Origin of the sequence: Rhodococcus sp. (in: high G+C Gram-positive bacteria), assembly GCF_049299235.1 — a bacterium.
GTDB lineage: Bacteria > Actinomycetota > Actinomycetes > Mycobacteriales > Mycobacteriaceae > Rhodococcus.
Window position 1 is genome coordinate 1 of record NZ_JBAQXC010000034.1, and the last position, 13,251, is coordinate 13,251.

Below are 13,251 nucleotides of genomic sequence, written 5' to 3' on the forward strand. Positions count from 1 at the left end.
GCTCCGGAGGGCCCTGTGCTGGTGGTCTCGACGGTCGGCGCCGAACCGGTCGCGCCCGGCGGGTACGGGGCGGCACTGCTCCTCGACGGCTGGGCACTGCTGGGCCGCGCCGACCTGCGCGCCGCCGAAGAGACACTGCGGCGTTGGTTGACCGCGTCGTCGCTGGTCCGTCCGTTTCGGGACGGTGGTCAGGTCGTGGTCGTCGCGGATGCCGGGATCCCGACCGTGCAGGCGCTGGTGCGCTGGGATCCGGTCGGTCATGCGCGTTCGCAGTTCGACGAACGCGCCGAGGTCGGCTTCCCGCCGGTCGTGCACATGGCCGCGATCGACGGGTCCGCCGCTGCGGTCGCGGAACTGCTCGACGCCACGACGTTGCCGGACGATGCGGAGTTGCTCGGCCCGGTTCCGCTGCCTCCCGGCCAGCGACTGCCGTTCGGTGCGGACGACCCGGAGCCGGACGAGGTGCATCGCATGCTCGTGCGGGTGAGCCGAGTCCGCGGCAGAGTGCTGGGTCGCGCACTGCGCGATGCTCAGGCGGCCCGCACCGCCCGCCGCGCAGAGGGACCCCTGCGCGTCCAGATGGATCCGCCTCGGATCGGTTAGGCGGGGGGCTCCGCCCCCGTGTGCCTTTCGGGCCCTTCCCGGGGCCCAAAAGGCACACGGGCGCGTCAGCGCGCGTCGGCGGTCGGGAGGAGACGCTGGAGCACGTCGGAGAGCGTGATCAATCCGACCACCTGCCCACCGTCGGTGACGGTGGCGAGGTGATTGCGGGTGTCGCGCATGGTGCGCAACGCTTCGTACACCGGGACGGCAGCCTCGACGGTCAGCGCAGGCCGCATCAGGTCGGCGGCGCTCACTTCGGGGGTGCGGAGACTGTCGCGCACGTGCACGACCCCGTCGACCCGGCCGTTGCCACGTACCAGTAGCCGCAGATGCCCGGTCCGGCGGGCAGTGTCCCGAATCTGTGCCCCGGACGCGTCCGGTGGCACACTGCTCGGCCGGTCGTTCGGCGCGACGATGTCGCCGACCGTCAAGGCCTCCAACTCCAGGGCACTGGTCAGATGCCCGTGGTAGCGCTCGTCGAGAGTGCCGACGGTCGCCGAATGCTCGACCAGGTGCCGCAGCGCGTCCGGGTCCTGGCCGGTGGCGACCTGGTCGACCGGATCCACGCCGACCTTGCGCAGGCACCAGTTCGCCATCCGGTTGAGCTGGACGATGACCGGGCGGGTGAACCACATGAACACCCGCATCGGGACGGCCAGCATCGTCGCGGACTTCTCCGGGTGGGCGATCGCCCACGACTTCGGTGCCATCTCACCGACCACCAGGTGCAGGAACGTCACGATGATCAGCGCCAACACGAACCCGGCGACGTCCGCGAGCCACATCGGCGCACCCCATCCCGCGATGAGCGGCGTCAACCAGTGATGCACCGCCGGTTTGGTGACCGCCCCCAGCGCCAGCGTGCACACCGTGATGCCGAGCTGCGATCCGGCGAGCAGCACCGACAGTTCTGTCGCGCTGCGCAACGCCGCCCGCGCGGCGCGGCTGTGCTGGGCGGCGTCCTCCAAGCGGTGCCGACGTGCGGCGATCAGCGCGAACTCGACGGCGACGAAGAATGCGCTGGCCGCGATCAGCGCGACCGTCACGGCAAGCACGATCCAGGGGTTACTCATCGGTGCTCACCTCGGGGTCGGTGCGGACGGTGACGTGCAGCGACGACGGCACATGTTTGTCGACGGCGCGAACCTCGGCGACGAGGGTGCGATGGGGGATGTGGGCATCGCTCACCAGCTCGGCCGGGTCCGCGTTCAAGGTGATGTCGACGCGGTCGCCGATGTCGGGAAGCCCGCCGAACTCCGCGATGACCAGCCCGGCGAGGGTTTCGTAGTCGCCGTCGGGCAATGAATGACCGAGCGTGCGGCCGACCTCGTCGAGGTGTACGTCGCCGCGCATCGTCCAGCCGTCGCCGGTCTGCACGATCACCGCGGTGTCGGACTCCGGATCGTGTTCGTCGGCGATCTCGCCGACCAGTTCCTCGGCGATGTCCTCGACGGTGACAACGCCGGCGAAACCGCCGTACTCGTCGATGACCAGCGCCATCTCCTCGTTCGCCTCGGTGAGGCGGGCGAGAAGTTCCGGGAGCGGCAACGTCGTCGGGACGATCATGGCGGGCCGGTGCACGTCCCCGGCCGTGCCGTCGAATTCGTCGAGCGCGAGCAGATCGTGCAGGTGCACGACGCCGTGCAGGTCGTCGGTGGTGGTGCCGACCACCGGATACCGGGTGTGCCCGTCGCTCATCGTCGCGAGCACCCGTTCGACGGGCTCGTCGACATGCACGACATCGACCCGGGCTCGGGGAATCATGGCGTGCTCGGCAGTGCAGGTGGGAAAGTCGAGGATGCGATCGAGCAGTGTCGACAGCTCCGGTGGCAGATCCCCGGCGTCGCGGGACTCGGCGACGATGTGTTCGAGGTCGCGGGCCGTCGCCGAATGCTCCACGTCGTGCACCGGTTCGATACGCAGCATGCGCAGCAGCAGATTCGACGCGGCGTCGAATAGAGTGATCAACCAGCCGAACAGTTTGAGATACAGCGTGGTCGACAACGCGAGCCACCGGGCCACCGGTTCGGGTCGGGCGATGGCGAGGTTCTTCGGGAACAATTCGCCGAACACCATCTGCACCACGGTGGAGAACAACACCGCGAGCACGGTGCCGACGGCCACACCGACCGCTGTGGGAATTCCGATTCCGCCGAACAGGTCACCGAGGCCGCGCCCGATGAGGGGTTCGGCGACGTAGCCGACGAGCAGACCCGTGACGGTGATGCCGAGTTGGGCGCCGGACAGCATGAACGAAGTGCGGCGGGTGACGGCGAGGGCGCGAGCGGCGGTTGTGTCACCGGCTTCGGCGCGGGCTTTCAGGCGGGAACGGTCGACCGCCATGTACGCGAATTCCTGGGCCACGAAGTAGCCGGTGAGGGCGGTGATGGCGAGGACGACGAGGATTCCGAGGGCGACACCGAGGACCGTCAGCATTCGATCGCCGATCGGGCGGTGGCAGGGCTTTCGTCACGGTGGGTCGGGCGGGGTCTTCGAGGTTTGCGCTTGGCGCGTCGCATGGTTCTCTCTGTGATCGGGGACGGATGCCGTCATAGAATAGGACGAATTGCCCGAGTGGAAGGTTCCCAGGCCAACGCGAGGACGATTCCGGGTGGCCCCGTGCGCTCGGAATGGTGCCGTGTGATCGCGCGCATGCCGTCCGCGCCGGGCCGGTTCCCTTTAGAATCGTCGACAGGATTCTGCTGGCGCGATGGTGAGGCGTCCCAGCGGTCGAGGCAGGTCGAGAGGCGCGGGCATGGCCGGACGACGAATCATTTCGGTGCTGGTGGCCGCAGGGACGGCCTCGGTTGTCCTGATGGGCCCGGTGGGCCCGGCCGCCGCGGAACCCACCGAATCCACGTGGAGTGTGCCGCGCGACCCGGCGCCGCCCGCCGTGAGCTCCGCGCTCGCCGCGGCCTACGCGGACGACCACCCGGACGCGGCCCCGCCCGGCGCGAACGACTTCGACTGCGTCCCGTCCGTGCGTCACCCGCGCCCCGTGGTGCTCGCGCACGGAACCGACTCGAACAGCTACACCGACTTCGCCGCGCTCGCACCCCTGCTCGCCGAATCCGGGTGGTGTGTGTACGCGGTGAACTTCGGGAAGGCAGCCGGCGCCGACAACTATGGCACCGGGGACATCCGGGTCAGTGCACGGCAATTCGGGGACTTCGTGGACACCGTGCGCGCGGCGACCGGTGCGGCGGCCGTCGATGTCGTCGGGTTCTCGCAGGGTGCGACCGTCTCTCGTTACTACATCAACCGGCTCGGGGGAGCCGCGGCGGTCGATCGGTGGATCGGGCCGGCCTCGCCGAGTTACGGGGGTACCTTCTACGGGCTCGGTACCATCGCCGGACAGGTCCCGGGCGCGACCGCCGTGATCGCCGACGAATTCTCGGTTGCACTCGTGCAGCAGGCGCAGGGATCGGAATTGCTCACCGAACTCAACAACCCCGTCGATACCGTGCCCGGTGTCGAATACACGACGATCGGCAGCCGCGTCGACGAGGTGATCCAGCCGCCGGGCAACGTGGCCTTGCACGGCTCGGGCGCGGTGAATCTGGTGATCCAGGATCTGTGCCCGGACAACCTGACCGGCCATTTCAACATGCCGTACGACAACTTCTCGCTCGCGTTGATCCGGCAGACACTCGATCCGGACTCCTACGGCTCGGGTCCGTGCGTGCCCGTCGCGCTGGGGACCGGCATCCCCGAGGTGATCGTCCAGAGCAACTTCTGACGGCGCGTGCGCCGCGGTGTCCGATACCGGCCGTCGCGGTCCCTAGACTGTGGTGCACCATCGTCGAGATCCGGGAGCAGCATTCGTGACACTATCGGTCGTCCGGTACATCACCCCAGCGCGGCGCGACAGCCGGGTCCGGCGAATCCGGGCGGTGCTCTGACATGCGCGTCGTCTTCGCGGGAACCCCGGACCCCGCCGTTCCGTCGCTGCGCAGGCTGATCGACTCGGCCCGGCATCAGGTCGTCGCCGTCGTCACCCGGCCCGACACGGTCGCCGGTCGCGGCCGCAAGGTTGTGCGGTCCGCCGTCGGGCAACTCGCCGACGCCCACGGCATCGAAGTCCTCACCCCGAAATCCCCGCGCGACCCCGAGTTCGTGGCCCGACTCACCGAACTCGCCCCGGACTGCTGTCCGGTCGTCGCCTACGGCGCGCTGCTGCCTCAGCCGGTGCTCGACATCCCTGCCCACGGGTGGGTGAATCTGCACTTCTCGCTGCTGCCGGCATGGCGCGGCGCCGCCCCCGTGCAGGCCTCGATCGCGGCCGGTGACGACATCACCGGTGCCAGCACCTTCCGGCTCGAGGCCGGTCTCGACACCGGCCCCGTGTACGGGGTGGTCACCGAAACGATCCGCCCCACCGACACCGCAGGGGAACTGCTCGACAGACTCGCCGACTCCGGGGCAGGGCTGCTGTCGTCGACGCTGGACGGGCTCGAGGACTGCGTGCTCACCGCTGTCCCACAGGCCGCCGAGGGAGTGTCCTATGCGCCGAAGGTCACCGTCGACTCCGCCCGGATCACCTGGACGTCTCCCGCGCACGTCGTCGACCGGCGGATCCGAGCGGTGACCCCGGCGCCCGGCGCGTGGACCATGATCGGTGACCTTCGGGTGAAGATCGGTCCGGTGACTGTCACCGACGAGGGACTCGACCCGGGGAAGATCGACGTCCGCAAGGACGGGGTGCTCGTCGGTACGGCCACCACGGCGGTGCGGCTCGGGCAGGTACAACCACCCGGCAAGAAGCCGATGATCGCCGCGGACTGGGCTCGCGGCGCCCGACTCGACGACAAGGTGCGTGCGCAGTGACCGAATCCCGCAAGCCGGCCCGCCGATCGCACCGCGGCCCCGGCGACCGCAACAACAAGCCACGGCAGGCGCGTCGGCCCTCCCCGTCCGACGTCGACCCGGCGCGCGTGGCTGCCCGCGATGTGTTGCGGGCGGTACGCGAGCGCGACGCCTACGCGAACCTCGTGCTGCCCGGGCTCCTGCGTGAGCGTCGCCTGGATACCCGGGATGCGGCGCTGGCCACCGAACTGACCTACGGCGCCGCTCGCGCACAGGGCCTGCTCGACGCCGTCATCGCTTCCGCCGCCGATCGTCCTGTCGACGAGATCGACGGCCCGTTGCTCGACGCACTGCGGTTGGGTGCCTATCAGTTGCTGCGCACCCGCGTCGCCCCGCACGCCGCCGTCGCCACCAGTGTCGACCTTGTCCGATCCGAATTCGGTTCCGGCAGAGCCGGATTCGTCAACGCTGTGTTGCGCCGCGTGTCGGAGCGGAACGAGGAGGAGTGGGTCACGGCACTCGCCCCGGATCCCGAACGCGATCCGGTCGGTCACCTTGCATTCCGGTATCCGCACCCGCTGTGGATCGCGCAGGCCTTCGCGAATTCGCTCGGCGCCGACGCGGGAGAGCTTCGGGAAGTCCTCGCCGCCGACGACGCCCGGCCCATCGTGCACCTGGTGGCGCGGCCCGGCGTCATCACCGCCGAGGAACTCGCACTCGCAACCGGGGGAGAGATCGGCCCGTGGTCGCCGTACGCGGTGCACCTCGAACACGGCGATCCCGGTCGCCTCGACGCGGTGCGCGAAGGCATGGCCGCGGTGCAGGACGAGGGCAGCCAGCTCGTCGCCCGTGCGTTGACGCTCGCGCCGCTGGACGGCGACGACACCGGTCGCTGGCTCGACCTGTGCGCAGGCCCAGGCGGCAAAGCCGCACTGCTCGGTGCCCTCGCGGACCTCGACGGGTTCACCGTCGACGCGGTCGAACCGGTCGAGCACCGCGCCGAACTGGTGCGCAAGACCACCCGCGACCTACCCGTCACGGTGCACGTCGCAGACGGGCGCGATCCCGGCCTCGACGGCGGCTACGACCGGATCCTCGTCGACGCTCCCTGCACCGGTCTCGGCGCGTTGCGTCGTCGCCCCGAGGCCCGCTGGCGGCGCAAACCCGGCGACGTCGCCGACCTCGTTCGGTTGCAGAAGGAACTGCTGTCGTCGGCGATCGAACTGCTGCGACCCGGCGGCGTCGTGCTGTACGCGACGTGTTCGCCGCACGTGTCCGAAACCGTCGCGGTCGTCGCCGACGCGGTGCGCCGGCACGGGGTCGAACAACTCGACACCCGCGAACTCGTGCCGGGAGTGCCACAACTGGGGTCCGGACCCGGAGTCCAGTTGTGGCCGCACCGACACGGCACCGACGCGATGTTCATGGCGGCCCTACGCAAACCCGTCGACTGACCCCCGGGTGAGGGGACCATTCACCCGGCCAGACCGAATGATGGTTCCCCTCACCCGAACTCGGATGAAAGGACAGCTCGTGCCCGACATCGTCACGCTGACTCTCAACCCGGCGCTCGACGTCACCACCTTCGCCGACGAGGTCGTGCCGACCCGGAAGCTACGGTGCGACGAACCGTTCTACGATGCCGGCGGGGGCGGGGTGAACGTGGCGAAGGTCGCGCGCGTGCTCGGTGCGTCCGCCGCGGCGGTGTACCCGGCGGGCGGGGTCCGCGGCAGGCAGATGAGCGGATTGCTCGACGACGACGACGTCGAAGAGCACATCGTGGACATCGCCGACGACACCCGCGAGTGCTTCACCGCCATCGACCGCAGCAGCGGCAACGAATACCGTTTCGTCACCCCGGGTCCCGAGTTGACCGCCGACGAACAAGAACGCTGCCTCGAGGCGCTGGTCACCGCCGCAGCGGACGCCCGCTACCTCGTCGCCAGCGGTAGCTTCCCGCCCGGCGTGCCCGGCGCGTTCGTGCGGCGCATCGCGGAGGTCGCGCACAAGGTCGGTGCCCGCTTCGTACTCGACTCGTCCGGCGACGCGCTGACCAGCATCGAATCGGGGGTGTTCCTCGTCAAACCGAGCCTCGACGAACTGTGCGAATGGGTCGGCCGGGACCTGCCGGACACTGCGACACGGACCGAAGCGGCCCGCGAACTCGTCGATGCCGGGGTCGCCGAGATCGTGGTGGTCTCCCTCGGCGCACACGGCGCGATCATGGTGTCCGCCGACGACGCGGTGCAGGTACCGGCACTGGATGTACCGGTGCGCAGTGCCGTCGGTGCGGGCGACAGCATGGTCGCGGGACTGGTGGTGGGTCTGCTGCAGGAACGGTCGCTGCGCGATGCGCTCGCGCTCGGCATCGCCTGCGGTTCGGCGGCACTACTGACCGCGGGCAGTCACGTGTGCCGACGCGAGGACATCGACCGGTTCGACGAACTCGCCCGGTCCCGCTGACGGGAAGGGCGGCGTCACTCGTACAGCCCGCGGCGTCGGTGCAGGCGCCCGTCCTCGTCGATCTCGACGACCGTGTCGACGCCGATGCGGTCGAGGAACCCGAAGTCGTGGCTGACGATCAGCAACGCCCCGCGATAGACGTCGAGAGCATCGGCGAGCTGTTCGACACTGGCGATGTCCAGATTGTTCGTCGGTTCGTCCAGCACCAGCAGCTGTGCCGGGGGCTCGGCGAGGAGCAGCCGCGCGAGCGCGACACGGAACCGCTCGCCCCCGGACAGTGTGTGGACCGGGCGATCCGGGCTGTCGCCGCGCAGCAGCAGCCGGGCGAGCTGATTGCGGATCGTGCCTGCCGGCGTCTCGGGAGCGACGGCCTGCACATTTGCGATCGCGCTCGCGGCGTCGTCGAGGCCGTCGAGGCGTTGCGGGAGATAACCGACCAGCTCGGTCAGGAGACGTCCGTGCGGCCGGCCCGGTACCGGATCGGTGCGGCGCACGAGTTGCTCGAGCAGCGTGCTCTTCCCGGTCCCGTTCGCCCCGACGAGCGCTACCCGTTCGGGACCCTGCACGACGACGGTGTGGTCGCGGTCGTGGAGCTCGGCGAGCCGTCGCCCGCGCGGCACGTCGGGATCGGGCAGGACCAGGCGGATGTGTTCGGCCTCGCGCACCCGGGCGTCGGCGATGTCGACGGCGGATTGGGCGGCCCGGACCTTGTCGTCGAGCGTCGAGCGCAGTGAGCCCGCCGAATTCTGGGCCCGGCTCGCGCGGTTGCCCGCCAGGATCTTCGGAATACCACCGTCTTTCTGGGTCTTTCGTGCGGTCCGTTCCCGGCGCGCCAGCTTCGTCTCGGCCTCGACGCGCTGTCGCTTCTCGACCGTCAGTGCCTGCTGTGCGGCGCGAGCGGCCTGCACCGCGGCGGTCTGCTCCTGCTCCCGATGCTCCTTCCATGCGCTGTAGGGACCGCCGAACGTATCGAGGGTGCCCTCGTGCAGTTCGGTGGTGTTCTCCATGCGTTCCAGCAGTTCGAGGTCGTGGCTGACCACCACGAGCGTTCCTGGCCACCGGTCGACGACGTCGGCGAGCGCGGCGCGGGTGCGCCGGTCGAGGTTGTTGGTCGGCTCGTCGAGCAGTGTGATCGGGGTACGGCGGATGTACAGCCCGGTGAGCGCGATGAGCATCGCCTCGCCACCGGACACCTCTGCCACCCGCCGGTCGAGATCTGCGGCACCGAACCCGATCCGGTTCAGCGATTCGTCGGCACGCGATTCGATGTCCCAGTCGTCGCCGACGGTGTCGAAGTGGCGTTCGTCGGCGTCGCCGGATTCGATGGCGCGGATCGCGGCGAGAATCCTGTCGATCCCGAGAAGGTCGGCGACGGTCGTCTCGTGCCGGAGCGTGAGGGTCTGCGGCAGATACCCGACCGTGCCGACGGTGTCGATCCGGCCGGAGGTCGGCTGCAGGACACCGGCGATCAGCCGCAGCAACGTCGACTTCCCGGTGCCGTTGCGGCCGATCAGGCCGGTACGGCCGACGCCGAACGTGCCGTCGAGGTGGGAGAGCGCGACGATGCCGTCGGGCCATTCGAAGGTCAGATCGCGGAGGGTGATCGCGGGGAGGGTGGACATCGTGGTGCACTCGATTCTTCCGCCGACGAGGGACGGACGTCGCAGGGATCGGTCGCGTGACGGCGGCGACCGGGAGGCCACCGGCCGCGGAGGACCGAACCGCTGCGGTGCGACGGTCGATCGAGGATCGACGGCGCGGCTTCTCGCAGACGAGGTGCGGGGCCGAGGCCGGTGCGGTGCGAACATGCCGGGAAGTCACGCGGAGCCGTCGACGCCTGGACGGGCGGACGGGTGCCGCTGCGCTGTGACGCGAGCGATCGTCGGCGCGGGCGATTCCCGCGCGGAGGAAAGCCACCGGCAGTCCGGTGGCTAGATTCTGTCGACCTCGATTTCCACGACCACGACTGTACACAGAGGACGGAACCGGGCGGGCCACCCGGCGCGTCCGCATCGTGCCGGACGGCCAGCGGCAGAAGCTGCCCGCCCGCGAACGAGCACTCCGATCCCGCAGGTCACCGCCCGGATCGGGCGCGATCGAGCACGATGCGCTGCTCGGCTCGCGCGACGGTACGACGGGTCACCGCCGCCGCATCGGGTGTCACCGACACCGAGGTGATGCCACGCCGCACCAGGTGCTCGGCGAGTTCGGTGTTCGTCGACACCGCCTGGCCGCACAACGACGTCGTCAATCCGGCCGCCGTCGCGCGGTCGATGATCGAATCGATCGCGTCGAGCACCGCCGGATCCATCGTGTCGAACACGTCCCGGCACACCTCCGAATCGCGGTCCACACCCAGCATCAACTGGGTCAGATCGTTGCTGCCGATCGACACCCCGTCGATACCGAGCCGCGCGTATTCCGGCAGCCAATAGACCACCGACGGCACCTCGGCCATGATCCACCGCAGCATCGCGCGGTCCGCGCCGAGCGGATGCGCGTCCAGTTGGGCCAGGCACTCGCGCAACTCCCAGCGGGTTCGCACGAACGGAATCATCAGATGCACGTTCGGATGCTGCGCCCGCACCCGGTGCAACACATCCAGATCCAGGGCGAACAGTTCCGGATCGCGGACATACCGGAAACATCCGCGATACCCGATCATCGGATTTTCCTCGTGGGGCTCGACCTCACCGCCGACGAGATCGGCGAACTCGTTGCTGCGCAGATCGATTGCCCGGTACACCACCGGTCGGGGCGCGAACGCCGCCGCGATGGTCGCGACCCCGCGGGCCATCTGGGTCACGTACTCGTCGCGCCGACCTTGCGCGATCATGTGCCCCGGATGTTCCCCGGCGAGCGCATCGGTGATCATGAATTCGGCGCGCAGCAGACCCACCCCGTCCAGATCGGTCGCCGCGACGGCGGCCGCCGCATCCGGGGTCGCGAGGTTGACGTACACGGCGGTCGCGGTGACCGGGGCCGCCGCGACCGAGGCTGCCGCGGGGACAGGCACCGCCGCGGTGTCGCGCGTGGGCGTGTGTGCTGCGCCGTCGAACACCGCACCGCTGTCCCCGTCGACCGTGACGACCTGTCCGTCCAGCAGCGAGGTCGTCGCCGTCCGGGCCCCCACCACCACCGGCTTCCCCAACTCGCGCCCGACGATCGCGGCGTGACAGGTGATACCGCCGCCGTCGGTGACGATGCCGCCGGCGCGCCGCAGGATCGGCAACCAGTCCGGCCGGGTCATCGGTGCCACCAGGATCTCCCCGGCGGCGAGTCCGGCACCGTCACCCGGATCGTGCAGCACCCGCACCTTGCCGGTCGCGACACCCGGTCCTGCACCGAGACCGGTGAGCAATGGCACGTCCCCGTCCCCGTCCTCGTCCTCGTCGGCTCGCGACACGGACGTGCCGGAGGTGTCGAGTGTGGTGATCGGCCGGGTCTGCACGATCCACACGTCGCCGTCGGCGATCGCGAACTCGAGGTCCTGCGGGCGGCCGTAGTGTGCCTCGATGTCGACAGCCAGCCGTGCCACCCGGCCGAGCAGATCCTCGTCGAGGACCCGCGTGCCGGCGTGTGGATCCACCGCGATCCGGTCCTCACCGGTCGCGGTCGACGAGATCGCGAACTCCTGATGCCCGCGATGCACGTCGAGGACCCGCAGATCGTCCTTCGCCACCACATAGGTGTCCGGTTCGACCTGGCCGCCCACGACGACCTCACCGAGACCGAGCGCGGCCTCGACGACGATGCGGTCACGGTCCCCGGTGCGTGGGTCCGCAGTGAACGCCACCCCGGACGCCTCCGACCGGATCATCGCCTGCACGACCACCGCGATCGACGGTTCGTCGTTCACCCCGCGCAATCCGCGGTAGGTGCGGGCACGCGGCGACCACAGCGACGCCCAGCAGGACTGCACCGCCCGCACGACCGCGTCCGCGCCGATCACGTTGGTGTACGACTCGTGGATGCCCGCGAAGGAGGTGTCGGCAGCGTCCTCGGCAGGCGCGGACGACCGCACCGCGACCGGCACGTCCGAGCCGAGCCGGGCGTAGGCGGCGACAATGTCCGCGCGCAGATCGCCGGGGACGGTCGCGCCGGTCACCAGCGCGGCGAGCTCCTCCGATTCGCGCAGCAGCACTTGTTCGGGGACGTCCTCGCCCGGCGCCGATTCGTGACGCAGCCGCTCGCGCAGGGCGTTCGCGTCCAGCGCATCCAGGTACGCGTCGATGGTGAGAGCGAACGCGGCGGGCACCGGAAACCCGGCGCGAGTCAATTCGCCGAGGTTTGCGGATTTGCCGCCGACCGTCGGTGCGTCCGCTGGACCCACCTCGTCGATCGGCCGAACCCACCGTCTCGATGATCCGGAATTCGGTGCCATGGCGCCCTCCCTGCCGTCGCGGACCCGGTGCTTCCGGTTCCACTGTCCCCGAAACCGAGTGCGGATCGTCCCACTTCGCGGATCGTCCCACTTCACCGAATCACCACTCGGCAGCCCGGACCAGAGGCGATGGTCCCGAGCAGACCTCGGGACCGCCGCGAACCGGATGCGCGGTCGGGTCGGCGGCCCCGACTAGACTCGACCGCCGTGGCCCAACCGATGATCGCTCCGTCCATCCTGTCCGCGGATTTCGCACGCCTGGCCGACGAGGCCGCCGCCGTCGCCGGCGCCGACTGGCTCCACGTCGACGTCATGGACGCGCATTTCGTGCCCAATCTGACGCTCGGGTTGCCGGTCGTGCAGTCGCTGCTCGGCGCCACCGACATCCCGCTGGACTGTCACCTGATGATCGAGAATCCGGGACGATGGGCGCCGCCGTACGCGGAGGCAGGCGCCCACAACGTCACCTTCCACGCCGAAGCCACCGACGATCCGATCGCGGTCGCCCGTGATATTCGTGCGGCCGGCGCGAAGGCCGGGCTGTCCGTCAAGCCGGGCACCCCGATCGAGCCGTACCTCGAGATCCTGAAGGATTTCGACACGCTGCTGGTGATGAGCGTCGAACCAGGCTTCGGGGGCCAGTCGTTCATTCCCGACGTGCTCGGCAAGGCCCGCGCGGTACGACGTCTCGTCGATTCCGGGGAATTGACGCTGCTCGTGGAGATCGACGGCGGCATCAACGCCGACACCATCGAGGCCGCCGCCGAGGCCGGTGTCGACTGCTTCGTCGCAGGCTCCGCGGTGTACGGCACCGCGGACCCGGCGGAGGCCGTTCGCAAGTTGCGCGCCCGGGCCGGTGCTGCCTCCGCGCACCTCACCGTGGCCCCGTGAACACATGACCGATCCGGTGCTCGCCGAAGCGCTCCAGCGAGCCGTCGACGCGTCGGAGGACGTGCGGGGGCGCACCAGCCCGACCCCACCGGTCGGGGCCGCCG

At 69.9% G+C, this 13,251-nt stretch carries 9 protein-coding genes and 1 pseudogene; 6 read left to right on the top strand and 4 right to left on the bottom strand.

Going from position 1 to position 13,251, the window contains the following annotated elements; translation table 11 throughout:
• Positions 1-603 (top strand): annotated as a pseudogene (locus tag WAX14_RS02175) (primosome assembly protein PriA); the annotation flags it as partial.
• Positions 604-668: 65 nt separating this feature from the next.
• Here WAX14_RS02175 and WAX14_RS02180 read toward each other — a convergent pair.
• Both WAX14_RS02180 and WAX14_RS02185 read right to left on the bottom strand, forming a co-directional pair.
• Positions 669-1,676 (bottom strand): hemolysin family protein, encoded by a 1,008-nt coding sequence (locus WAX14_RS02180; RefSeq protein ID WP_422626456.1) that lies wholly within the window; start codon positions 1,674-1,676, stop codon positions 669-671.
• Positions 1,669-3,039 carry a hemolysin family protein gene (locus WAX14_RS02185; protein ID WP_422626457.1) on the bottom strand — a complete coding sequence of 457 codons (1,371 nt, stop codon included), beginning with the start codon at positions 3,037-3,039 and terminating at the stop codon, positions 1,669-1,671. The genes WAX14_RS02180 and WAX14_RS02185 overlap by 8 nt, the downstream gene beginning before the upstream one ends.
• A 319-nt stretch (positions 3,040-3,358) precedes the next feature.
• On the opposite strand from WAX14_RS02185, the gene WAX14_RS02190 reads away from it, so the two are divergent.
• The 4 genes from WAX14_RS02190 to WAX14_RS02205 all read left to right on the top strand — a co-directional run bounded on the left by WAX14_RS02190 (position 3,359) and on the right by WAX14_RS02205 (position 7,872).
• Positions 3,359-4,342 carry an esterase/lipase family protein gene (locus WAX14_RS02190; RefSeq protein WP_422626458.1) on the top strand — a complete coding sequence of 328 codons (984 nt, stop codon included), beginning with the start codon at positions 3,359-3,361 and terminating at the stop codon, positions 4,340-4,342.
• Between the two features lie 164 nt (positions 4,343-4,506).
• Positions 4,507-5,430 carry a methionyl-tRNA formyltransferase gene (gene fmt / locus WAX14_RS02195; protein WP_422626459.1) on the top strand — a complete coding sequence of 308 codons (924 nt, stop codon included), beginning with the start codon at positions 4,507-4,509 and terminating at the stop codon, positions 5,428-5,430.
• Entirely contained in the window at positions 5,427-6,863 is a 1,437-nt protein-coding gene (locus WAX14_RS02200; RefSeq protein WP_422626460.1) for an RsmB/NOP family class I SAM-dependent RNA methyltransferase, read from the top strand. The genes fmt and WAX14_RS02200 overlap by 4 nt, the downstream gene beginning before the upstream one ends.
• Positions 6,864-6,942: 79 nt before the next feature.
• Positions 6,943-7,872 carry a 1-phosphofructokinase family hexose kinase gene (locus WAX14_RS02205; protein ID WP_422626461.1) on the top strand — a complete coding sequence of 310 codons (930 nt, stop codon included), beginning with the start codon at positions 6,943-6,945 and terminating at the stop codon, positions 7,870-7,872.
• A gap of 14 nt (positions 7,873-7,886) precedes the next feature.
• Here the strand turns inward: WAX14_RS02205 and WAX14_RS02210 are convergent, their stop codons facing one another.
• Positions 7,887-9,494: an ABC-F family ATP-binding cassette domain-containing protein gene (locus tag WAX14_RS02210; protein ID WP_422626462.1), complete on the bottom strand. Its 1,608-nt coding sequence runs from the start codon at positions 9,492-9,494 to the stop codon at positions 7,887-7,889.
• Between the two features lie 452 nt (positions 9,495-9,946).
• Positions 9,947-12,256, bottom strand: a complete 2,310-nt coding sequence (ppsA, locus tag WAX14_RS02215) for a phosphoenolpyruvate synthase (RefSeq protein WP_422626463.1) — start codon at positions 12,254-12,256, stop codon at positions 9,947-9,949.
• 207 nt (positions 12,257-12,463) lie between these two features.
• On the opposite strand from ppsA, the gene rpe reads away from it, so the two are divergent.
• Entirely contained in the window at positions 12,464-13,147 is a 684-nt protein-coding gene (gene rpe / locus WAX14_RS02220) for a ribulose-phosphate 3-epimerase (RefSeq protein ID WP_422626464.1), read from the top strand.
• Positions 13,148-13,251: the final 104 nt, after the last annotated feature.

Coding starts and splice junctions, on each gene's coding strand:
- WAX14_RS02180 (WP_422626456.1), bottom strand. CDS start 1,676: ATGAGTAACCCCTGGATCGTGCTTGCCGTGACGGTCGCGCTGATCGCG.
- WAX14_RS02185 (WP_422626457.1), bottom strand. CDS start 3,039: ATGCTGACGGTCCTCGGTGTCGCCCTCGGAATCCTCGTCGTCCTCGCC.
- WAX14_RS02190 (WP_422626458.1), top strand. CDS start 3,359: ATGGCCGGACGACGAATCATTTCGGTGCTGGTGGCCGCAGGGACGGCC.
- fmt (WP_422626459.1), top strand. CDS start 4,507: ATGCGCGTCGTCTTCGCGGGAACCCCGGACCCCGCCGTTCCGTCGCTG.
- WAX14_RS02210 (WP_422626462.1), bottom strand. CDS start 9,494: ATGTCCACCCTCCCCGCGATCACCCTCCGCGATCTGACCTTCGAATGG.
- ppsA (WP_422626463.1), bottom strand. CDS start 12,256: ATGGCACCGAATTCCGGATCATCGAGACGGTGGGTTCGGCCGATCGAC.